Here is a 20,143-nt window from a genome sequence, read left to right on the forward strand (position 1 = left end):
GGCGTCTTTTGTATTTGCGCATCCTGCATGAAAATGACTACAAGTTCCAGCGATTGGCGCATAGTCTTTCGCAGGTAGCGGGAAAATGCACCCTTTGAATTTGCTGGATTTCCAGCAGGCATGCGGATTGTTGAGACCATGGCACAGACAACCTTTAGCCTCGAAAACCTGAACCGACCGGCCATTCTGGCCGCCCTTGTCGGGATGCTCGCCGCAAGCGGATGCCAGTCATCCGCAGAAACGGCAACCGTCACGCAGACCCCTTCGGCGCTGCAGGTGACGGTGGATGATGTGGATGCGCCAGATCAACCGGCGAAGCGTCCGACATCAAAGGATGGCTTCCCGAATTTCGGTGGCTCGTTGAACGCCGCCAATGTCCAGATGAACAACGAAGAAGCAGCAGCACTGCAACAGCAGCTCACGGCCCTGTCCAGCGCGCGCCAATCCGGAACCATTACCGAAGCCGAATACCAGCGAAAGCTCGCTGAACTGCGCACGCTCGCAACCCAACATGGCCCGGAGACGCAGGCGTTGATCGCCAAATAGCACTTGCCTTTCGGCGGGATTTTCCGCAAAGCAACGAGAGGCTTTCGGCAGGTATTTCAGCGTGACTCGTCGCGCGGGTCGGATTTGCGACAAAATTTGCTGCCAGCGCTTGTGTTGAGATACTATCGTCCGGCTCCGGTTTTGCGGTTCGTTGCGGGGCTGGCGATCACTGGGACAAACGAACCCGCCTGCCGCGGACAATGCCCGCGCGGTTTCAGGGGTTGAAGATGGAAGAATTTCACAAAGTCCGGCGCTTGCCGCCTTACGTTTTCGAACAGGTCAATCGTTTGAAGGCGAGCGCGCGAGCCGGTGGCGCCGACATCATCGACCTTGGCATGGGCAATCCCGATCTTCCGACCCCGCAGGCGATCGTCGACAAGCTGTGCGAAGCGGTCCAGGACCCGCGCACGCACCGTTATTCTTCGTCCAAGGGCATTCCCGGTCTGCGCCGTGCCCAGGCGGCCTACTATGCGCGCCGTTTTAATGTGAAGCTCAACCCGGATACCCAGGTGGTCGCGACACTCGGCTCCAAGGAGGGCTTTGCCAACATGGCACAGGCGATCACCGCCCCCGGTGACGTCATCTTGTGCCCCAATCCGACCTATCCGATCCATGCCTTCGGCTTCCTGATGACCGGTGGCGTTATCCGTTCGATCCCCGTCGAGCCGGACGAGACCTTCTTCCCGCCGCTCGAACGCGCCGTTCGTCACTCGATCCCGAAGCCGCTGGCCTTGATCATCAACTATCCATCGAACCCGACGGCGCGCGTGGCGACGCTTGATTTCTACAAGGACGTGATCGCCTTTGCGAAGAAGCACGACATCATCGTTCTGTCCGACCTTGCCTATTCCGAAATCTATTTCGACGACACGCCGCCGCCATCCGTCCTGGAAGTCCCGGGCGCCATGGACGTCGCGGTTGAATTCACCTCAATGTCGAAGACCTTTTCCATGCCGGGCTGGCGCATGGGTTTTGCCGTCGGCAACGAGCGGCTGATCTCGGCGCTGACCCGCGTCAAGTCCTACCTCGACTACGGCGCGTTCACGCCGATCCAGGTGGCGGCGACCCACGCCCTGAACGGCGACGGTTCCGACATTGCCGAAGTCCGCTCGATCTACAAGCGTCGCCGTGATGTCATGGTCGAAAGCTTCGGCAAGGCCGGCTTTGAAGTGCCGCCGCCGGCAGCGACCATGTTCGCCTGGGCCAGGATCCCGGAAAAATTCCGTCATCTCGGTTCGCTGGAATTCTCCAAGCTGCTGGTTGAGAAGGCCGATGTGGCCGTAGCGCCGGGTATCGGCTTCGGCGAAATGGGCGACGAATATGTTCGCCTGGCGCTGGTCGAGAACGAACACCGTATCCGCCAGGCCGCCCGCAGCATCAAGAAGTTCCTGTCGACGGCCGACGAGACGATGCACAACGTCATTTCGCTCAACGCCCACCGCTGAGCGTTATCGCTGCGCCCTTCACTGAGCTTCTGTGGCGGCCCGCTCGCGGCCGCCGATTTCCACTATCTGATTAGGTCAGGACTGATCCATGGCTGATGCCCTTAAAATTGGCGTGGCGGGTCTTGGTACCGTTGGTGCCTCGCTCGTTCGTATCCTCCAGCAGCGTTCGAATGCGCTGACCGTTGCCTGTGGCCGTCCGATCATCGTCACGGCGGTCTCGGCGCGCGACAAGGCCAAGGATCGCGGCATCGACATGTCCGGCATGCAGTGGTTCTCTGATCCGGTGGACATGGCCAACAACGCCGATATCGACGTTTTCGTCGAACTCGTTGGCGGCTCTGAAGGTGCCGCTGACCTGTCGGTGCGTGCCGCACTCGGCCGTGGCCTGCATGTGGTGACCGCAAACAAGGCCCTGTTGGCACGCTGCGGCGTCGAATTGGCCAAGCTGGCTGAGGAGAAAGGCCTTCTGCTCAATTACGAAGCGGCGGTTGCCGGTGGCATTCCGGTCATCAAGACGCTGCGTGAGTCCCTGACCGGCAACAATTTCTCCCGCATCTACGGGATCATGAACGGCACCTGCAATTACATCCTCACCAAGATGGAGAAGGAAGGGCTTTCCTTTGCCGATTGCCTGAAGGAAGCCCAGCGCCTCGGTTATGCGGAGGCCGATCCGGCCTTCGACATCGAAGGCAATGACACAGCCCACAAGCTGTCGATCCTGACCACGCTGGCCTTCGGGTCGGAAATTGCAGCCGACAAGATCTATCTGGAAGGCATCACCAATATCTCCATCGAGGACATTCATGCGGCCGCCGATCTGGGCTATCGCATCAAGCTTCTCGGTGTTGCCCAGAAGACCGAAAGCGGCATCGAACAGCGCGTGCATCCGACCATGGTGCCGCTCGATTCGGTCATTGCCCAGGTTGATGGCGTGACCAATGCGGTGGCGCTCGAATCCGACATTCTCGGTGAACTGCTGATGGTCGGCCCCGGCGCCGGCGGCAATGCAACCGCCTCGGCGGTGCTCGGCGATATCACCGACATTGCCAAGAGCCGTCCGGGTGCGCAGGACGTTCCGGTGCTCGGTCGCCCGGCGCATCTGCTCGAACCGTATCGCCAGGCCGAAATGCAGAGCCACGAAGGCGGTTATTTCATCCGTCTGACGGTGCAGGATCGCACCGGCGTGTTTGCCAGCATCGCGACCAAGATGGCGGAAAACAGCATTTCGCTGGAATCCATCGTCCAGCATTCGAAACAGCCGGTTGTTGCCGGCAAGCCGCAGACCATCATCCTCGTCACCCATGCAACCATGGAAAGCGCTGTGCGCCGCGCCGTCGATGCGATCAAGCATGAGGGTTATCTGGTTGGCGAGCCGCAGATGATTCGCATCGAACGGCCGAAGTCCTAAGTCTATTGCACTGCAGCGATCTCGGGAAATTCGCCCGATTTCGCTGCTGCGTCTGCGAAGCAGTTGATCCAATTGGCGCGAAAAATACGCGCCACGTACAAAAAATCGACCTCCACTCTCGCCATGCTGGTGACCGCGCGGTAGATTGTCGCTGTCTGTCAGGTTCTTGGGGAGGAGCCTTAGCGATGAGTGTGGGAAAGACATGGGTCTCTCCGGCGGATTTCGCCGGATGCGAAACATTAGAGCACAACCAGCCTGATGCCCAACGACGGTCAATCTCCGCGTCACATGCTGACGGCTGGGATGCCTCTGCCGATGGCATGTCGGACTGGGTGGTGCTCTTGGCCTTCTTGTGTGCCATGGTCGTGCCATTCGCCTTCGTGGCCTGGGTGATGGCGTAATCTGCAAAAGCATGGTTGGCGTGCTTGCATCTGAGGCCGGCTTGCCTCTGGTCATTTTTGTCAGGACCGCTAGAACAGCGGACGGATGATGGTTCGAGCTTCAAGCTGGGACATCGTCCATCCCGTCGTCACGACGCGGCGCCTTTAGGTGCTGTCCGGTCGTGTTGCAAAGCGAGTCCCATGTCCGAACCGGTAGATCCCGTCCAGCGCGCTTTTCTTGGTGTCGAGCAATCCGTCAGTGGTCAGCGCTGGATGAACCGCGCCGATCAGGCGGCGCAGAACAGGGCGCTCGCCATGAGCCAGGTGCACGGCATCCCGGAACTGGTGGCCCGCGTGCTCGCGGGCAGGGGTGTGGGCGTCGACGAGGCGCCGGCCTTTCTCGATCCGACCATCCGCAACCTGATGCCGGATCCATCGCGCCTGACCGATTGCGACGCCGCGGCAGAACGTATCTGTGCTGCCGTCAACCGCAGTGAGCGCGTCGCCATTTTCGGCGACTATGACGTGGATGGCGCGGCGTCCTCGGCGCTGATGTACCGATTTCTGCATCATTTCGGCATCGACGCCGAAATCTACATCCCGGACCGGATCTTCGAAGGTTACGGACCGAATGCTGCGGCCATCGATCAATTGATCGATCGCGGTGCGCAGCTGATCATCACGGTCGACTGTGGTTCGACAAGCATCGAGGCGCTGGGCGCCGCCGAACGCCGCAACATCGATGTGGTCGTGATCGATCATCACCAGATGAGCCACGAGATGCCGCCCTGTCATGCACTGGTCAATCCCAATCGCGAGGACGATCTGTCGGGGCAGGGGCATCTTTGTGCAGCCGGTGTTGTCTTCATGGTTCTGGTGGCCTGCCTGAGGCGTCTGCGCGAGGAAGGGCATGCCTATGCCCGCTCGCTCGACCTGCTCGCCTGGCTCGATCTTGTGGCTCTGGCCACGGTCTGTGACGTGGTGCCGTTGAAGGGCCTGAACCGTGCCTATGTCACCAAGGGGCTGATTGCCGCCCGCCACCAGAACAATGCGGGTCTTGCGTCGCTGCTGCGCATCGCCGGCATCGGCGGCCCCGTCACGCCCTATCATTTCGGCTTTCTTGTCGGGCCGCGAATCAATGCCGGCGGACGGATCGGCGATGCGGCTCTGGGCAGTCGCCTGCTGACGCTGGTGGAGCCTGCCGAAGCCGACAAGATTGCCACCCAGCTGGATGAACTCAACCGCGAACGTCAGGCCATGGAAGCCATCATGCTGGCCGAGGCGGAGGCCGAAGCCATGGCCGAATATGGTACAGGCGAGACGGCCGCGGTCATCGTCACGGCACGGGAAAACTGGCATCCAGGCATCGTCGGCCTGCTGGCGGCCCGGCTGAAGGAGCGCTTCAAGCGGCCGGCCTTCGCCATCGCATTCGACCCATCCGGCAAGGGTGCGGGCTCAGGCCGCTCGATCAACGGTTTTGATATAGGTAAAATGGTTCGGGCAGCCGTCGACAATGGCCTTCTGGTCAAGGGCGGCGGCCATGCGATGGCGGCGGGCCTGACGGTGGAGCGGGGTAATCTTGGCCGATTGCGCGCCTTTTTCGACGAGCAGGCGGCGACCCAGGTCGCAGCCCTTGCGTCCAATCAGACACTGAAGATCGACGGCGCGATCGGCGCGTCGGGCGCCACGCTGGCGCTGATCGACCAGCTCGAGGCCGCCGGTCCGTACGGTTCGGGTCATGCACAGCCGATCTTTGCCGTGCCGATGCACCGGCTGCGCGATGTGCGCCCGGTCGGCACGACGCATGTGAAGATCACGCTGGAGGCACTGGACGGCAGCAAGCTTGATGGGATTGCCTTCCGTGCCGCCGAAACCGACCTCGGCCATTTCCTGATGAACAATCGCGGCAATCAGGTTCATGTCGCCGGCACGCTGGGCGCCGATCATTGGCAGGGCAATCGCCGCATACAGTTGCGCGTGCTCGATGCCGCAAAGGCGCCGTGACTTACGTTACGTAACAAAGGTATCTCAAGGGGAGGTGGCACGCCCTAGGGGAGTCGAACCCCTCTTCCCAGAATGAAAATCTGGTGTCCTAACCGATAGACGAAGGGCGCCTGCGCTTCGTGGCGCCCTTATGGCCGGGGAAAGTGATTCATGCAAGACCAAAAGCGCGGCAAAGCAGCGCTTTTTCCACAGCTGAGAGAATAATCTTTGGATCTGTAAAAGCCACGCAATATGAGCAGGTTAGCGGATTGCTTTCCCGTGGTTATTCCCAGCTTGTACATGGAATTGAAGTGGCACGCCCTAGGGGAGTCGAACCCCTCTTCCCAGAATGAAAATCTGGTGTCCTAACCGATAGACGAAGGGCGCGTACGCTTCGTGGCGCCCTTATAGTCAGGGTGATTTGATCCGGCAAGCGGAAACTTGCGGTTCCGCACGAGAAATTTCGACGCCTTGCCGGACGCGATAAATGCATGAAATGACGCATCATCTCCGGCGTTTAGCACATCACTGATTTTCACGAGGAGGATGGAGTGGCACGCCCTAGGGGAGTCGAACCCCTCTTCCCAGAATGAAAATCTGGTGTCCTAACCGATAGACGAAGGGCGCGTGCGCTCCGTGGCGCCCTTATAGTCAGGGGCATGCAAAGCCGCAAGCGCCATTTGCCGATTTTTTCAAAAAAATGACAGCCGCATCCGGCCTGTGGAAAACCTTGAAAGCTGAATGATTCAGCAGTCTTGGCCGACGGGGCCGCTTAGCATCTGCGATCGCGCAGAATGTTCTGGGCGTCAGAGCTTTGGTGACTCAGTCTTTTTCTTGCCGGTCAGCATTCGGCGCAGCGACGACATGAATTTGTTCTTTTTCTGCTGTTCGGCCGGCGAAGCTTCGTTGGCATCCGCACCGACCGGTATCGCGGCTTGGCCGGGATCGACGGCTGGCATCGGGCCATTCGCATTGCCTTGGTTCGCGCCTGCCGAGGCAGGAGCCGGCGCGCGGACCACCATCTTGCGCTTGGGTCGCGGATCGGAGAGACGCTTGAGCACGGGTGCCCCTTCTTCCTCGGCGACCGGCAGGGCTGCAACGGAGGCGACGGTGCCGGCGGCGTCGGCTTCTGTTAGCGGCAGGGCATTTTCAGGGATGTCGATAATGCCCTGCTGTTGCTGTGCCGATGGGCTGAACAGGCTCTTGCTCATGGCATTGATCTTCATGGTCGGCATATCGGAAGGCACGATGCTGGAAGAGCTTGCAACGGACGCAGGCGTCCCGGCCGTTTGTGTCGCATCCGTGACCTGGGGTGGCGCGGCGGTTGCGGAGAACAGGCTGTTATTGCCCGCATCGACGCGGGCGGGCTGCATGATGATCTCGCCGAGATCGGCCGGAGCATGCTGCTGCGTCACGGCCATGACTTCAGGCGGCGGCTCGGCAATATCGGCATAGGCCGCCGCCATGGTCGAGGATTTTGCCGCCGTCGGTTCATAAAGTGGCAATTCGCCGTTTGTGGCGGGGGCCGGCACCCTGGTATTGCCGCTGCCGGCTGTGACCACCAGCGGATCGACATAGCCCCTGGTCTTGGCAACGGTCTTGCCTTTCGCCGTAGCTGGCTGTTCGGCGGTTGCCAGAGACATCACCTCATCGGCGCTGGTCTGGCACGACGCCAGCAAAAGTGCCGACATGATCGTCGCCGCGCGCAAGGGCGCGGCGCGGGAAGCAAGGAAATTGCGCATCATGGCCTCTATCCTGTCGGAAAGCCCCGGTCAGGGCTGGAGGCGCCGCAAAGCGCGGCGCTCCGTCGAGGTCCAATTACGTGCGCAAACTTGCGCGAGGCGGGCTTACCAGGCGCCGGTGTTCGGCATCGACAGCCACGGCTCGGCGGGTGCAAGGCTTTCGCCCTTCTGCAGAATCTCGATGGAGATGCCGTCGGGCGAGCGAACGAAGGCCATATGGCCGCAACGGGGCGGACGATTGATCGTCACGCCGGCATCCATCAGCTTCTGGCAGATCGCATAGATGTCATCGACTTCATAGGCGAGATGGCCGAAATTGCGTCCGCCGGCATAATCCTCGGTATCCCAGTTATAGGTGAGTTCAAGGCACGGCGCCGAGCTGGCTTTTGCCTGGTCGACATCTTCGTCTGCGACCAGAAAGACCAGCGTAAACCGTCCCTTGTCGTTTTCATAACGTCGGATTTCTTTCAGGCCGAAAATGTTACAATAGAAGTCGAGCGAGACATCCAGGTCTTTGACCCGGACCATTGTGTGCAAGTAGCGCATGTGTGTTCTCCCTGATGCTTGAGGTGATATGGAACAGTGGACAGGTTCGAGCAAGGCTAAGTCTGCAAAAGCTTCTGGGTAAATATCAAACTAGGGCTTGCGCTAGTCCGTTAACGGAATGTTAATCTGATCGACAAGAATCGGTTAACCCTACAATGTGACGCGTTTTCGAGGGGCTTGGGGAAATGGCGGACAAGATATCATCGAAAGGGCTCGCTGGTTTCGAGGAGCTGTCTGGCGATGCCGTAGACCTTATTGAGATCACCGGCGTCGTGAAGTGGTTCGACGTTGCCAAAGGGTTCGGCTTTATCATTCCGGATAACGGCATGCACGACGTTCTCCTGCACGTGACCTGCCTGCGACGCGATGGCTATCAGACCATCCTGGAAGGCACGCGCATCGTTGCGCTGATCCAGAAGCGCGACCGCGGCTATCAGGCCTTCCGCATTCTCTCCATGGACCAGTCGACGGCGATACATCCATCGCAGCTGCCGCCGGTGCGCACACACGTTCAGGTCACCGCAACCAGTGGGCTTGAGCGCGTGCTGGTGAAGTGGTTCAATCGGACAAAGGGTTTCGGCTTCCTGACCCGCGGCGAGGGCACGGAAGACATCTTCGTGCACATGGAAACGCTGCGCCGCTTCGGCCTGACGGAGCTTCGCCCCGGCCAAACCGTGCTGGTGCGCTTCGGACCGGGCGACAAGGGTTTGATGGCGGCAGAAATTCATCCGGACAATCCTGGTCCGGCGACCATGGCGCACTGAGCCGATGGCTTCGTACTTCCATCACCTGAGAAGCGCCGTCGTGGCGCTTTATTTGTTGCTCGGTTTCGTAGTGCCGGCCAGTGCCGAGGTTACCTTTGCCACGGGCAAGTTGACCATCGTGACTGCGAAGGGAGAGGCACGCGAATTCGACGTCGAATGGGCGGTGAACATGCAGCAGCGCGCCAGAGGGCTGATGCAGCGCGAACAGCTTGATGACAATGCCGGCATGATCTTCGATTTTGGCGAAAGCCGCATGGTGACGATGTGGATGGCCGACACGCCGTTGTCGCTCGATATGGTGTTCATCAACGAGACGGGCCGAATCGTTCGTGTCGCCGAGCGCACCACGCCGTTTTCCGAAGCCATCATCGGCTCTGGTGAGCCGGTGCGCTACGTCCTGGAGGTAAAAGGCGGACGAGCGGCGGAACTTGGCATCGCTGCCGGTGATCGTCTGAGCCTGCCGCTTGCCGTTCCAGACGGGCCGCAGCCGTAAGGTTTTGCATTTTGTGCAAATACCTGCTGGGAAACCGCTTTTTTACTGTTGCGGCGCACAGGTGAACCGTGTATTCCGGCAAACATTGCTGGAACGGAGTGTAGCGCAGCCTGGTAGCGCATCTGGTTTGGGACCAGAGGGTCGGGAGTTCGAATCTCTCCACTCCGACCAAGCAATAACAAGCCGATCGACGGTGGTCGGCTGGATCGAGGCGGCGGGACGGCTCGCCGCATATGTCCTGGAGATGGATGCGACCATGTCTGCGAAGATCTACCGCCCCGCAAAGACGGCCATGCAGTCCGGCAAGGCAAAGACCCAGTTCTGGATTCTCGAATTCGACCAGTCTAGCCCGCGCAAGATCGATCCTGTCATGGGCTACACGACCTCCGCAGATACCCGCCAGCAGGTCAAGCTGACCTTCGAGACGCTCGACCAGGCCGAAGCCTATGCGCAGCGTGAGGGCGTAGAGTACCGCGTGATCCTGCCGAAGGAAGCCAAGCGGCAAGTTGTCTCCTATACCGATAATTTCCGCTTCAGCCGCCTTCAGCCCTGGACTCACTGAGTTCGGTAAAGGCATAAAAGTGGTATGCTAGGCCTTTGAGCCGGCGGACGGCCCCTTAGCTCAGCTGGATAGAGCACCTGCCTTCTAAGCAGGTTGTCGCAGGTTCGATTCCTGCAGGGGTCGCCAAATATCTGAAATATAAATGTAAATTCGAAATTTAAGACTTTTTAGCAAAAGCTGTGGATGGCACGTTTATCAAGCCGTCGCCAACCTTTCGGAAACCCTTGACCGCCATAATGCGTGCACGAGAGGTTAACCATGTCGACATCCGCTGCCAATCGCCGCGCGCCGCGCAAGCGGCGCAAATCGCCCCGCGCCTCGTCCCGCCAGGGCCTGACACCATGGCTCGTGCTGCTGGCCATCGTCGCGGGTGGCATTGCCACTTACGACAATCGCGTCACGATCATGAAGGAAGTCTCGCCGTACTTGCTCGACCGTCCGTCGGAACGGCAGACCGCGAGCGCCAGCAGCGCGCGGGCCGCAAAGCCGGAAAAGAAGATTGCGGCGCCGCAACGCCGGGATGGAGATCTGCCCAAGGCGCCGGTGCCGACCATCGCAGTCGGCCAGACCGGGAAGTTGCCGGTGCCGGATGCCAAGCCGACGGAGCTTGCCGCCAACCTGCCGCTGGCCGGGCAGAATTTTAGCGGCACGTTCTATTATTGCGGAACTTCCGGTCTGGATAACTGCATCGCAAGCGGCGATACCTTCTGGTACCGCAAGACCAAGATCGTCCTCTCGGATATCGTGGCACCCGCGACCGAAAATGCCGCTTGCCGGCAGGAACGTGATCGCGGTTTTGCCGCCAAGGTGCGTCTGCGCGCGCTGCTGAACGAAGGAAGGTTCGACCTGGAACTGCTGAAGGCGCAGGCCGCAGGCGACACCGGGCTCGTCAGTCGTGTGGTGACCCGCAATGGACGCTCGCTGGGCTCCATCCTGGTATCGGAGGGGCTGGCGCAGCCTCGCATGGGGCGTCGCCAGTCCTGGTGCCCCTGACGCCCTCCAGTCGATGCCGCACAAGCAAAAAAAAGCCCGCTCCGGAATTGTCCGGGGCGGGCTTTTCACGCGATCGGGTGGTTCAGCCGATCAATGCAGAATCTGGCTGAGGAAAAGCTTGGTGCGCTCGTGCTGCGGATTGTCGAAGAATTCGGCCGGTGAATTCTGTTCGACGATCTGGCCCTGGTCCATGAAGATGACCCGATTGGCCACCTGGCGGGCAAAGCCCATTTCGTGGGTGACGCAGAGCATGGTCATGCCTTCTTCGGCAAGGCCGACCATGGTGTCGAGCACTTCCTTGACCATTTCCGGGTCGAGCGCCGAGGTCGGTTCGTCAAACAGCATGATCTTCGGCTTCATGCACAGCGCCCGGGCAATCGCCACGCGCTGCTGCTGGCCACCGGACAGCTGGCCAGGATACTTATGCGCCTGTTCCGGGATCTTGACGCGCTTGAGAAAGTGCATCGCGACTTCTTCCGCTTCCTTCTTCGGCATTTTGCGCACCCAGATCGGCGCCAGCGTGCAGTTTTCCAGGATTGTCAGATGCGGGAAGAGGTTGAAGTGCTGGAACACCATGCCGACTTCACGGCGCACTTCGTCGATCTTCTTCAGGTCGTTGGTCAGTTCGATATTGTCGACGAGAATATTGCCCGACTGGTGTTCTTCCAGCCGGTTGATGCAACGGATCATCGTCGATTTGCCCGAACCCGAAGGGCCGGCGATAACGATGCGCTCGCCCTTCATCACCTTGAGGTTGATGTCACGCAGAACGTGGAAGTCGCCATACCACTTGTTCATGTTGATCAGTTCGACGGCGACGTCGGTGTCGGAAACCGTGGCGGTCTTGAGTTGAGCTTCAGCCATGAGAGCGTTCCTGTTTAGCGTTTATGCCCGGTGTCGAGATGCCGTTCCATAAAGGCGGAATAGCGCGACATGCCGAAGCAGAAGATCCAGAAGATGAAGCCTGCAAAGATCAGGCCGGTCAACGGTGTTACGGGTGTTGCCCAACTGGCGTCGGTGAAGTTGAGGCGGACGATGCCAAGAAGGTCGAACATGCCGATGATCGACACGAGCGAGGTATCCTTGAACAGGCCGATGAAGGTGTTGACGATGCCGGGAATGACCAGCTTGATCGCCTGTGGCAGGATGATCAGCTGGGTTTTCTGCCAATAGCCGAGACCGAGCGAATCGGCGCCCTCATACTGGCCCTTCGGGATAGCCTGCAGGCCACCGCGCACCACTTCGGCCATATAGGCGGAGGCAAAGAGCGAGACGCCAACCAGTGCGCGCAGGAAGTTGTCGATCGTCCAGCCGGTCGGCATGAACAGCGGCAGCATCACATTCGCCATGAACAGCACGGTGATCAGCGGAACCCCACGCACGACTTCAATGAAGGTGACGCAGATGGTCTTGATCACCGGCATTTCCGACCGCCGCCCAAGCGCCAGCAGAATACCGAGAGGTAGCGATACGGCGATCCCGACAAAGGACAGGATCAGCGTGACCATCAGGCCGCCCCAGAGCGGTGTTTCGACCTTTGCCAGGCCGAAGCCGCCATGCAGCAGAAAGAAGGCGACAATCGGGAAGATGACGAACAGCACAAGGGCGTTGAGACCCTTGCGCGGCGCCTTCGGAATCAGCATCGGCACGAGAAGCGCCACGAACATGACGCCGACCAATACGACGCGCCAGCGTTCGTCCATGGGGTAGCGACCAAAGATGAACTGCGAGAAGCGGCTTTCGACAAAAGCCCAGCAGGCGCCGGACCAGCCGTCAGGCTGGTTTCCGCCCTGCGCCACGGTAGCGCAGACCGAACGGTCGGCGCCGACCCAGCTGGCCTGGATGAACAGCCAGTTGATCGCGCCGGGCACGACCATCAACAGAACGCCGAGCGCCAGAACGGTGAGCACGACATCCTTCGGCGTGGCCAGCAGGTTCGTGCGGATCCAGCCGGCGACAGTCCCGACGGACGTGGGTGCGGGCAGGGGTGCCAGCATCTCCTCGCGGACATAGGTGATTTTGGGTGCCATGCTCATCTCTCCACCAGGGCCATTTTAGCGTTGAACCAGTTCATGAAGAGCGAGGTCACAATGCTGATGGACAGATAGACGACGAGCCAGATCGACACGATCTCGATCGCCTGGCCGGTCTGGTTCATGGTCGTGCCGCCGGTCGAAACCAGTTCGGGGAAGCCGACAGCCACGCCGAGCGACGAGTTTTTCGTCAGGTTCAGGTATTGGCTCGTCAGAGGCGGGATGATGATGCGCATCGCCTGCGGCACCACCACAAGACGTGTGGTGGTGGAAGGCTGCAGGCCAAGGGCAGATGCAGCCTCGGTCTGTCCCTTTGATACGCCCTTGATGCCGGCACGGATGATTTCGGCGATAAAGGCCGCGGTGTAGAAGGACAGGGCCAGGTAGAGCGCCACGAATTCCGGCGCGATGACCGAGCCGCCGCTCATGTTGAAGCGGCTGGCGACGGGATAGTCGAATGTCAGCGGCGCGCCGATAGCCAGGAAGGCGACAAGCGGAAGACCGATGATGAGGCCGCCAGTGACCCAGCCGGTCGGAAAAATCTGGCCGGTGCGCATCTGGCGGGCCTTCGCCCAGCGTGCGACGACGACGGAGGCGATGATGCCAATCACGATTGCGATCGGCAGGATGCTTGCGCCGTCACCCCAGATCGGCCTCGGGAAGGCCAGGCCGCGATTGTTCAGAAATGTCGAAAACGGCAGTTCCAGCGAATCGCGAGGTTGCGGCAGCGCCGACAAGACGCCCGAATACCAGAAGAAGATCACGAGAAGCGGCGGAATATTGCGGAACACCTCGACATAGACGGTGCACAGCTTGGCGATCAGCCAGTTCTTCGACAGGCGGCCAATGCCGATGATGAAGCCGAGGATCGTGGCGGTAATGATGCCGGTGACGGCGACCAGGATCGTGTTGAGCAGGCCGACGAGAATGGCGCGGCCATAGGTCGAATCGCTGGTATAGGCGATCAGGCTCTGACCGATGTCGAAGCCCGCGCGGCCGTTGAGAAACTGATAGCCCGAGGCCGTGTTGCTTCGAGCGAGGTTTTCGATGGTGTTGTTTGCAATGGTCCAGACGATAAACGTCAAGATGGCGATCGTAGCGACCTGAAAGAAGATGGATCTTGCTTTCGGATCGTAGATCAGTGAGCCCAAGCTCTGCCTCTCGGCAGGTAAACTGGTGGCGTGATCTGTCATGCTGTGCCAAATCCCCCGAGGCTTCTTTGAGCCTTAAATTGTGATTGGCCTTCGCTTCCGCCCGCTGTTTTTGTTGTGCCGCTGCTGACCACAACGGATAGGCTGAGTGGAATGCGTGGCCACTTGAAGTGCGAGGCGGCTTTCGCCACCTCGCTATAGTATCCGGATCTTAGCGGATCGGCGGAGCGTACTGCAGGCCACCCTTGGTCCACAGGGCGTTGACACCGCGCTCGATCTTCAGCGGCGTGTTGGCGCCGATGTTGCGTTCGAACACTTCACCGTAGTTACCAACACCCTTGATGATGTTGTAGGCCCAGTCGTTGGTCAGGCCGAGGTCGGTGCCGATCTTGGAATCAGCTTCGGCGCCGAGGAAGCGCTTGATGTCCGGGTTCGCAGTCGAGCCCTTGATCTCGTCGACATTGGCCTGGGTCACACCGAATTCTTCGGCCTGTACCAGTGCGTAATGCGTCCACGATACGATGTCGAACCACTGGTCGTCACCCTGGCGAACGGCCGGTCCGAGTGGCTCCTTCGAGATGATTTCCGGAAGAACGATGTGATCGTCCGGATTGCTGAGCGTCAGGCGGATCGAATAAAGGCCCGACTGGTCGGTCGTGTACACATCGCAACGGCCGGCGGCATAGGCGGCGTTCACTTCTTCGAGCTTTTCGAAAACGACCGGCTTGTACTCGAGGTTGTTGGCCTTGAAGTAGTCGGCGAGGTTGAGTTCGGTGGTTGTACCGGACTGGACGCAAACGGCGGCGCCGGACAGTTCAAGCGCCGACTTGACGTTCAGGGCCTTGGTGACCATGAAACCCTGGCCGTCATAATAGTTGACGGTGCGAAAGTTGAAACCAAGCGCGGTGTCGCGGCTGATGGTCCAGGTGGTGTTACGGGCGAGCACGTCGACTTCGCCGGACTGCAGGGCCGTGAAGCGGCTCTGAGCGGTCGTCGGCGTGTACTTGACCTTGGTTGCATCGCCGAAGACTGCAGCGGCGACGGCCTTGCAATAGTCGACGTCGAAGCCCGTCCAGTTGCCGGCAGCGTCCGGCGAAGCGAAGCCGGCGAGACCGGTGTTCACGCCGCATTGGACAAAGCCCTTCGCCTTGACGTCATCAAGGGTAGCAGCCTGAGCGGCGGCCGCGCCAAAGCCAACGGCTGCGACGCCAATCGCTGCTGACAGAAGTGTCTTTTTCATTTTTCCCAACCTTTATTCTCTTGTTTTTCTCTTCGACGGCACCCGGCCAAACGAGTTCGGCGGCGCTCATCGGCTTGCGGCCTCCCGGAGCAAGCAGGACTATCTCAGTCGGAAATGGCTGCACGGTCAAGTCTTTAAGCCGTGATTTGCGGACAAAAGCGGCATTTTGCTGGAATCGCTTCATAAACAGGCAGAAATACAGAATCTGAGCGCTTTGGTGATGAATTTTGTGTCTTTTTGCGTGGTGTCACATGCGCCGAGCGCATGGCAGATGGTGTTTGAAGTTCTTGTGGGAATGGCTTGACCTTCATTCCGATGAGGGCAAGAACTAGCGCTTTCAGGCATGCAGGAAGGTCTTTTATGAGCGGAAAGAAAGAGTGGCTGGCCACGGCTGGCGTGGACACGCGGTTGGCCCATATCGGTTATGATCCAAGTTCCTATCACGGGTTCGTCAATCCGCCGGTGGTCCACGCTTCGACGGTGTTGTTTCCAAACGCGAAGGCGATGGAGACGCGCGACCAGCCCTACACCTACGGCACGCGCGGCACGCCGACCACGGATGCGCTCTGCCAGGCGATCGACGAACTGGAAGGCTCTGCAGGGACGATTCTCGTGCCGTCCGGATTGGCCGCCATCACCGTGCCATTCCTGGCCTTTCTCTCGGCGGGTGATCATGCGCTGATCGTTGATTCCGTCTATTCGCCCTGCCGCCATTTCTGCGACACCATGCTGGCCCGGCTGGGTGTCACGGTCGAATATTACGATCCGGAAATCGGTGCGGGGATCGAAACACTGATCAAGCCGAACACCAAGCTTGTTCATACCGAGGCACCCGGATCAAACACATTCGAGATGCAGGATATACGTGTCATTTCCGATATCGCCCACCGCCACGGCTGTGTCGTGACGATGGACAACACCTGGGCAACGCCGCTGTATTTCAAGCCGCTGGATTTCGGTGTGGACATATCCATCCATGCGGCGACCAAATATCCGTCCGGTCATTCGGATATCCTGATGGGAACGGTATCGGCCAACGCCAAATACTGGCCGCAATTGCATGAAGCCAATATCACCCTCGGCATCTGCGGCGCTCCGGACGACAGCTACCAGATTCTGCGTGGCCTGCGCACGATGGGGATCCGCCTGGAGCATCACGGCCGCAGCGCGTTGCGCATGGCTGAATGGCTGGAGGGACGCGAAGATGTCGCCCGCGTGCTGCATCCGGCTCTGCCGAGCTTTCCCGGTCACGACATCTGGAAACGCGACTTCAAGGGCGCAAGTGGCATATTCGCGTTTGTGCTGACCGCAGGCGCGCCGGAAAAGGCGAAGCCCAAGGCCCGCGCCTTCCTCGACAGCCTGAACATTTTCGGCCTCGGTTGGTCCTGGGGCGGTTATGAGAGCCTGGCGATCATGGTCAATCTTGACGACCGCACGATCCGCAAGGCGCCGGAAGAGGGCGCTTTGATTCGCCTGCAGGTGGGCCTGGAAAATGTCGAAGACCTGATCGCCGATCTCGAAGCCGGTTTCCGCGCTGCCGCGGAGATCTGACGGCCACGATGCCTGTCTCAGCCGCCGGCGCGATGGCCATAGAGCCAGTCGAGGTCGGCGGCGAGGCTTTCCGGCGACCGCAATGACAGGGCGAGATCCCGGGCCATGCGCACCGGCCCGCGCGCATGATAGGCAAAGCGGTTGAAATCGCCGCGCGCCTTGACCTTGGCGGCCCTGGCCTTGCGCTCCGTCTCAAAGGTGGCGAGTGCCTCGGCCAAGGGCGCTGCCGACACATGCCGGGCGAGCGCGAAGCCGTCCTCGATCGCCATCGCAGCCCCCTGTGCGGCAAACGGCATCATGGCATGGGCCGCATCGCCGATCAGCACGGTGTCGCGACCGTTGTGCCAGCGGCCCTCGGATGCCTGGTAGAGAGGCCAGAAATTGGCGTTTTTTGCCCCGACAAGCAGCGCCCGGATCGACAGGTGCCATCCGGAAAACTGTTCCAGCAGCATCGCGCATCGGGCAGCATCGGCTGCAATGGCCCAATGCTCGTCAGCGTCGGCACCGCTGGCAATGGCAACGAGATTAAAGCCGTTCGTTTCTTTCAGCGGATAGGAAATCAGATGGCTGCGACTGCCGAGATGCGCGACGACGCCATCTCGGGACAGGAAGTCTGGTGCAGTGTCGCCATCGACGGTGAAACGCCAGGCGATATTGCCGGAAAAACTGACGCTCGGGCTCTCCGGTATGGCATCCCGCGCCACCGACCAGACGCCATCGGCACCGATCACGAAGTCCGGCTTGCGACCCGTGACATAGGCGAGACTATCGATGCCGACGCCTGCAACCCGCCGTCCGAGATGAAGCTTGCACAGCGGTTCGGACAGCACCGCATGCAACAGCGCCTGCTGCAGGGTGGAGCGATGCAAAACGCCGTAAGGTTGCCCCCAGCGCCGGCGCGCAAAATCGCCAGCGGGGACTTCGGCCAGCGTTTTCAGGCTCTTGCCCGACGCGAGCCGAACAGACTTCGGTTCAAGCCAGTGCCGCTCGATCTCGGCAAGCACGCCGAGGGCCGCCAGCACCGATGTCGCATTGGGGGAAAGCTGCAGGCCCGCGCCCACTTCGCCAAGCTGCGGCGCCTGTTCGATGATGTCGGATGAGATGCCCTTTTTCGCCAGCGATAGTGCGGCAGTGAGGCCAGCTATGCCGGCTCCGACGATGGCGGCGTGCTTGATGGCCATATTGAATGCCGATCGCGACGCCGCGCCTTACGCCGCCTTGACGTGATAGACGCAGCCGGGAGGATTGGTCTGTTCGGCCTTGAGGCTCGGATTGTAGCGATAAAGCGTCGAGCAGTAGGAGCAGACCTTCTCGCTGTCATGGCCGAGGTCGATGAAGATATGCGGATGATCGAAGGGCGAGGATGCGCCGGTGCACATGAATTCCTTCACGCCGATTTCAATCACGCTATGACCGCCGTCGTTCTGGAAATGGGGAATCGTGTGGCCGGCCATGTCAGTCTCCGAAAATGCTGTTTGTTTGGCGCGGACCTTAGCGCCGTCCGGCTGAAAAGTGTAGAGCCAAAGCGTTCGCAGACCCACAGAAAATCGGCCTGCGGCAATTGATGTCAGATCATCAATCAATATGGTGGCGAGCCTGACGACCTGCCCCAAGACCCCGAAGGCCCCAAGATCCCCGAAGGACTATCCATGAATCTCGACGCCCCCGCATTTTCCCGCTTTCGCCATGGCGGTCTCGAATTCGCCTTTTTCGACGAAGGCGATCCGAGTGGCGCGCCGGTCCTGATGATCCACGGCTTTGCGTCGTCGGCAAACGTCAACTGGGTTTATCCGGGCTGGCTGAAAACCCTGGGTGAAGCCGGCTACCGGGTGATTGCGCTGGACAATCGCGGTCATGGAGCGACCGACAAGCCACACGATCCGGAAGCCTACCGTCCGAGCCTGATGGCGGGCGATGCCGCGGCCCTGCTGACACACCTTGGCATCGATACCGCGCATGTGTTCGGTTATTCCATGGGAGCCCGCATATCGGCTTTCCTGGCCGTGGAACATCCGGAACGCGTCCGCTCTCTTGTCTTCGGCGGCCTTGGCATTGGCATGTGCGATGGCGTCGGCGACTGGGACCCGATCGCCGACGCGCTGCTTGCACCATCGCTGGACGATGTCACCCATGAGCGCGGCCGCATGTTTCGCGCCTTCGCCGACCAGACGAAATCCGATCGGCTGGCGCTCGCCGCCTGCATCATGACCTCGCGCGATCTGATCAGCCGCCGCGATATCGCCAGGGTCGACGTGCCGACCTTGATCGGTGTCGGCACCAAGGACGACATTGCGGGGTCCGCGCAGGAACTGGCGCAATTGATGCCGCACGCGACGGCACTGGATATTCCCGGCCGCGACCACATGCTGGCGGTCGGCGATCGTGTGTTCAAGAAGGCCGTGTTGGAGTTTTACGCTGCGCAGTCGTGATCCGACGCCGCGATTGCTTTCGTCTTTGGTGCCCGCTAATGCCCCGTGAATCGCGGTCGCCGCCGCTCGGCAAATGCCGCGCGCCCTTCCGCATAGTCGGCGCTGTCGAAGGTCTGGGCACCGATGATCTCTGCCTCGCGCAGCAAGTTTTCGTCAGCCTGTTCAACGGCGCGCAGCGCCAGTTTTGACGCGCGCACCGACAGCGGCGCATTGGCCGCAATCGTCTGGGCCAATGCCAGCGTCTGCTGCTCAAGACTGTCCGCTTCGATCACCTGCGCCAGGAATCCGCATTCCTTCAGTTCCGTCGTATTCAGACTAGCTCCGGTAAACAAGGCCCTGCGCGCTAGCTGCGAACCGAGGCCGCGGACAAAGTCCTGGATTGCGTCGGCCGGGTAGGCGAGGCCAAGGCGTGCCGCGGGTACGGCAAAGATGGCGTCAGGCGAGGCCAACCGCAGGTCGGCCGCAGCGGCAAGTCCGAAGCCGCCGCCATAACAAATGCCGCGGATCGATGCGATGACCGGAACCGGCGCTTCCCGGATCGCCGAAAAGGCGCGGCTGTTGGCGTCCTCGTAGATCCGCGCGGTGCTGGCGTCCCTGCGGACCGTGGCGAATTCCGAAATATCGGCGCCAGCGCTGAAATCGCCGTTGCCGCCGCCTTGCATCACGATGACGCGGGCATCTGCCTTGGCGTGAAGCCAGCGGAGGGCATCCGGTATAGCTTGCCACATGGCCTCGGAAATCGCGTTCTTGCGGGCCGGATTGTCGATTAGCAGAAAACCGGTTCCGGCTTCGCAGGACGCCTTGATCTGACCGTTGGCAAATTCGCTGATGCGTTTCATTTTAGAAGTCCATTTGAGTTCGGTGCGGGTTCGATTAT

20 protein-coding genes and 5 tRNA genes are annotated in these 20,143 nt (G+C 60.3%); 13 read left to right on the top strand and 12 right to left on the bottom strand.

What is annotated here, in order from left to right; genetic code table 11:
• Positions 1-138: 138 nt before the first annotated feature.
• From LQ231_RS11155 to recJ, 5 genes are all read left to right on the top strand, one after another.
• The gene (locus LQ231_RS11155; RefSeq protein WP_230171367.1) at positions 139-546 is read left to right on the top strand and encodes an SHOCT domain-containing protein; all 408 of its coding nucleotides are present in this window, start codon (positions 139-141) and stop codon (positions 544-546) included.
• A 227-nt stretch (positions 547-773) separates the two neighbouring features.
• Positions 774-1,991 (top strand): LL-diaminopimelate aminotransferase, encoded by a 1,218-nt coding sequence (locus LQ231_RS11160; RefSeq protein WP_230171368.1) that lies wholly within the window; start codon positions 774-776, stop codon positions 1,989-1,991.
• Positions 1,992-2,079: 88 nt separating this feature from the next.
• Complete coding sequence (locus tag LQ231_RS11165) at positions 2,080-3,399, top strand: homoserine dehydrogenase (protein ID WP_230171369.1); 1,320 nt, start codon at positions 2,080-2,082, stop codon at positions 3,397-3,399.
• 185 nt (positions 3,400-3,584) lie between these two features.
• Positions 3,585-3,800 (top strand): hypothetical protein, encoded by a 216-nt coding sequence (locus LQ231_RS11170; protein WP_230171370.1) that lies wholly within the window; start codon positions 3,585-3,587, stop codon positions 3,798-3,800.
• Between the two features lie 180 nt (positions 3,801-3,980).
• A complete protein-coding gene (gene recJ, locus LQ231_RS11175; protein WP_230171371.1) occupies positions 3,981-5,783 on the top strand; it encodes a single-stranded-DNA-specific exonuclease RecJ in 1,803 nt (600 codons plus the stop codon).
• 35 nt (positions 5,784-5,818) lie between these two features.
• Here the strand turns inward: recJ and LQ231_RS11180 are convergent.
• The 5 genes from LQ231_RS11180 to gloA all read right to left on the bottom strand — a co-directional run bounded on the left by LQ231_RS11180 (position 5,819) and on the right by gloA (position 8,050).
• Positions 5,819-5,893: transfer RNA gene (locus LQ231_RS11180), tRNA-Glu, on the bottom strand.
• A gap of 181 nt (positions 5,894-6,074) precedes the next feature.
• Positions 6,075-6,149 (bottom strand) — tRNA-Glu (locus LQ231_RS11185).
• Positions 6,150-6,314: 165 nt separating this feature from the next.
• A tRNA-Glu gene (locus tag LQ231_RS11190) sits at positions 6,315-6,389 on the bottom strand.
• 179 nt (positions 6,390-6,568) lie between these two features.
• Positions 6,569-7,507 (bottom strand): hypothetical protein, encoded by a 939-nt coding sequence (locus tag LQ231_RS11195; protein WP_230171372.1) that lies wholly within the window; start codon positions 7,505-7,507, stop codon positions 6,569-6,571.
• 102 nt (positions 7,508-7,609) lie between these two features.
• A complete protein-coding gene (gene gloA, locus LQ231_RS11200; RefSeq protein WP_230171373.1) occupies positions 7,610-8,050 on the bottom strand; it encodes a lactoylglutathione lyase in 441 nt (146 codons plus the stop codon).
• A 185-nt stretch (positions 8,051-8,235) separates the two neighbouring features.
• Between gloA and LQ231_RS11205 the strand changes: the two genes are divergently transcribed.
• The 6 genes from LQ231_RS11205 (at position 8,236) to LQ231_RS11230 (ending at position 10,862) form a co-directional block, all read left to right on the top strand.
• Positions 8,236-8,814, top strand: coding sequence for a cold-shock protein (locus LQ231_RS11205; protein WP_230171374.1), 579 nt, complete (start codon positions 8,236-8,238; stop codon positions 8,812-8,814).
• 4 nt (positions 8,815-8,818) lie between these two features.
• A complete protein-coding gene (locus tag LQ231_RS11210) occupies positions 8,819-9,307 on the top strand; it encodes a DUF192 domain-containing protein (protein ID WP_230171375.1) in 489 nt (162 codons plus the stop codon).
• A gap of 94 nt (positions 9,308-9,401) precedes the next feature.
• Positions 9,402-9,478, top strand: a tRNA-Pro gene (locus tag LQ231_RS11215).
• A gap of 85 nt (positions 9,479-9,563) precedes the next feature.
• Complete coding sequence (locus LQ231_RS11220) at positions 9,564-9,869, top strand: ETC complex I subunit (RefSeq protein ID WP_230171376.1); 306 nt, start codon at positions 9,564-9,566, stop codon at positions 9,867-9,869.
• A 49-nt stretch (positions 9,870-9,918) separates the two neighbouring features.
• Positions 9,919-9,995: transfer RNA gene (locus LQ231_RS11225), tRNA-Arg, on the top strand.
• A gap of 132 nt (positions 9,996-10,127) precedes the next feature.
• Positions 10,128-10,862: a nuclease gene (locus tag LQ231_RS11230; protein ID WP_230171377.1), complete on the top strand. Its 735-nt coding sequence runs from the start codon at positions 10,128-10,130 to the stop codon at positions 10,860-10,862.
• Between the two features lie 90 nt (positions 10,863-10,952).
• Here the strand turns inward: LQ231_RS11230 and LQ231_RS11235 are convergent, their stop codons facing one another.
• The 4 genes from LQ231_RS11235 to LQ231_RS11250 all read right to left on the bottom strand — a co-directional run bounded on the left by LQ231_RS11235 (position 10,953) and on the right by LQ231_RS11250 (position 15,286).
• On the bottom strand, positions 10,953-11,726 hold the full coding sequence (locus LQ231_RS11235) for an amino acid ABC transporter ATP-binding protein (RefSeq protein ID WP_113141237.1): 774 nt from the start codon (positions 11,724-11,726) through the stop codon (positions 10,953-10,955).
• A gap of 14 nt (positions 11,727-11,740) precedes the next feature.
• The gene (locus tag LQ231_RS11240; RefSeq protein ID WP_113141238.1) at positions 11,741-12,898 is read right to left on the bottom strand and encodes an amino acid ABC transporter permease; all 1,158 of its coding nucleotides are present in this window, start codon (positions 12,896-12,898) and stop codon (positions 11,741-11,743) included.
• A complete protein-coding gene (locus LQ231_RS11245) occupies positions 12,895-14,088 on the bottom strand; it encodes an amino acid ABC transporter permease (protein WP_230171378.1) in 1,194 nt (397 codons plus the stop codon). Before LQ231_RS11245 ends, LQ231_RS11240 begins: the two co-directional genes overlap by 4 nt.
• 169 nt (positions 14,089-14,257) lie before the next feature.
• Positions 14,258-15,286 carry an amino acid ABC transporter substrate-binding protein gene (locus tag LQ231_RS11250; protein WP_230171379.1) on the bottom strand — a complete coding sequence of 343 codons (1,029 nt, stop codon included), beginning with the start codon at positions 15,284-15,286 and terminating at the stop codon, positions 14,258-14,260.
• 360 nt (positions 15,287-15,646) lie between these two features.
• Between LQ231_RS11250 and LQ231_RS11255 the strand changes: the two genes are divergently transcribed.
• Positions 15,647-16,837, top strand: a complete 1,191-nt coding sequence (locus tag LQ231_RS11255) for a cystathionine beta-lyase (protein ID WP_230171380.1) — start codon at positions 15,647-15,649, stop codon at positions 16,835-16,837.
• A gap of 17 nt (positions 16,838-16,854) precedes the next feature.
• Here the strand turns inward: LQ231_RS11255 and LQ231_RS11260 are convergent, their stop codons facing one another.
• Together LQ231_RS11260 and LQ231_RS11265 are read right to left on the bottom strand one after the other, a co-directional pair.
• Positions 16,855-18,018: an FAD-dependent monooxygenase gene (locus LQ231_RS11260; protein WP_230171381.1), complete on the bottom strand. Its 1,164-nt coding sequence runs from the start codon at positions 18,016-18,018 to the stop codon at positions 16,855-16,857.
• 27 nt (positions 18,019-18,045) lie between these two features.
• Positions 18,046-18,291, bottom strand: coding sequence for a zinc-finger domain-containing protein (locus LQ231_RS11265; RefSeq protein WP_113141243.1), 246 nt, complete (start codon positions 18,289-18,291; stop codon positions 18,046-18,048).
• Between the two features lie 195 nt (positions 18,292-18,486).
• Here LQ231_RS11265 and LQ231_RS11270 point away from each other — a divergent pair, with 195 nt between their 5' ends.
• Positions 18,487-19,266, top strand: a complete 780-nt coding sequence (locus LQ231_RS11270; protein WP_230171382.1) for an alpha/beta hydrolase — start codon at positions 18,487-18,489, stop codon at positions 19,264-19,266.
• Positions 19,267-19,301: 35 nt separating this feature from the next.
• Here the strand turns inward: LQ231_RS11270 and LQ231_RS11275 are convergent, their stop codons facing one another.
• The gene (locus LQ231_RS11275; RefSeq protein WP_230171383.1) at positions 19,302-20,105 is read right to left on the bottom strand and encodes an enoyl-CoA hydratase-related protein; all 804 of its coding nucleotides are present in this window, start codon (positions 20,103-20,105) and stop codon (positions 19,302-19,304) included.
• Between the last annotated feature and the right edge of the window lie 38 nt (positions 20,106-20,143).

The organism is Rhizobium sp. CECT 9324, assembly GCF_918741265.1.
In the GTDB taxonomy this organism is placed as follows: domain Bacteria; phylum Pseudomonadota; class Alphaproteobacteria; order Rhizobiales; family Rhizobiaceae; genus Allorhizobium.

What these genes read in the sequence shown, in the direction of transcription:
- LQ231_RS11155 (WP_230171367.1), top strand. Translation starts at nt 139, where the DNA reads ATGGCACAGACAACCTTTAGCCTCGAAAACCTGAACCGACCGGCCATT.
- LQ231_RS11160 (WP_230171368.1), top strand. Translation starts at nt 774, where the DNA reads ATGGAAGAATTTCACAAAGTCCGGCGCTTGCCGCCTTACGTTTTCGAA.
- LQ231_RS11165 (WP_230171369.1), top strand. Translation starts at nt 2,080, where the DNA reads ATGGCTGATGCCCTTAAAATTGGCGTGGCGGGTCTTGGTACCGTTGGT.
- LQ231_RS11170 (WP_230171370.1), top strand. Translation starts at nt 3,585, where the DNA reads ATGAGTGTGGGAAAGACATGGGTCTCTCCGGCGGATTTCGCCGGATGC.
- recJ (WP_230171371.1), top strand. Translation starts at nt 3,981, where the DNA reads ATGTCCGAACCGGTAGATCCCGTCCAGCGCGCTTTTCTTGGTGTCGAG.
- LQ231_RS11195 (WP_230171372.1), bottom strand. Translation starts at nt 7,507, where the DNA reads ATGATGCGCAATTTCCTTGCTTCCCGCGCCGCGCCCTTGCGCGCGGCG.
- gloA (WP_230171373.1), bottom strand. Translation starts at nt 8,050, where the DNA reads ATGCGCTACTTGCACACAATGGTCCGGGTCAAAGACCTGGATGTCTCG.
- LQ231_RS11205 (WP_230171374.1), top strand. Translation starts at nt 8,236, where the DNA reads ATGGCGGACAAGATATCATCGAAAGGGCTCGCTGGTTTCGAGGAGCTG.
- LQ231_RS11210 (WP_230171375.1), top strand. Translation starts at nt 8,819, where the DNA reads ATGGCTTCGTACTTCCATCACCTGAGAAGCGCCGTCGTGGCGCTTTAT.
- LQ231_RS11220 (WP_230171376.1), top strand. Translation starts at nt 9,564, where the DNA reads ATGTCTGCGAAGATCTACCGCCCCGCAAAGACGGCCATGCAGTCCGGC.
- LQ231_RS11230 (WP_230171377.1), top strand. Translation starts at nt 10,128, where the DNA reads ATGTCGACATCCGCTGCCAATCGCCGCGCGCCGCGCAAGCGGCGCAAA.
- LQ231_RS11235 (WP_113141237.1), bottom strand. Translation starts at nt 11,726, where the DNA reads ATGGCTGAAGCTCAACTCAAGACCGCCACGGTTTCCGACACCGACGTC.
- LQ231_RS11240 (WP_113141238.1), bottom strand. Translation starts at nt 12,898, where the DNA reads ATGAGCATGGCACCCAAAATCACCTATGTCCGCGAGGAGATGCTGGCA.
- LQ231_RS11245 (WP_230171378.1), bottom strand. Translation starts at nt 14,088, where the DNA reads ATGACAGATCACGCCACCAGTTTACCTGCCGAGAGGCAGAGCTTGGGC.
- LQ231_RS11250 (WP_230171379.1), bottom strand. Translation starts at nt 15,286, where the DNA reads ATGAAAAAGACACTTCTGTCAGCAGCGATTGGCGTCGCAGCCGTTGGC.
- LQ231_RS11255 (WP_230171380.1), top strand. Translation starts at nt 15,647, where the DNA reads ATGAGCGGAAAGAAAGAGTGGCTGGCCACGGCTGGCGTGGACACGCGG.
- LQ231_RS11260 (WP_230171381.1), bottom strand. Translation starts at nt 18,018, where the DNA reads ATGGCCATCAAGCACGCCGCCATCGTCGGAGCCGGCATAGCTGGCCTC.
- LQ231_RS11265 (WP_113141243.1), bottom strand. Translation starts at nt 18,291, where the DNA reads ATGGCCGGCCACACGATTCCCCATTTCCAGAACGACGGCGGTCATAGC.
- LQ231_RS11270 (WP_230171382.1), top strand. Translation starts at nt 18,487, where the DNA reads ATGAATCTCGACGCCCCCGCATTTTCCCGCTTTCGCCATGGCGGTCTC.
- LQ231_RS11275 (WP_230171383.1), bottom strand. Translation starts at nt 20,105, where the DNA reads ATGAAACGCATCAGCGAATTTGCCAACGGTCAGATCAAGGCGTCCTGC.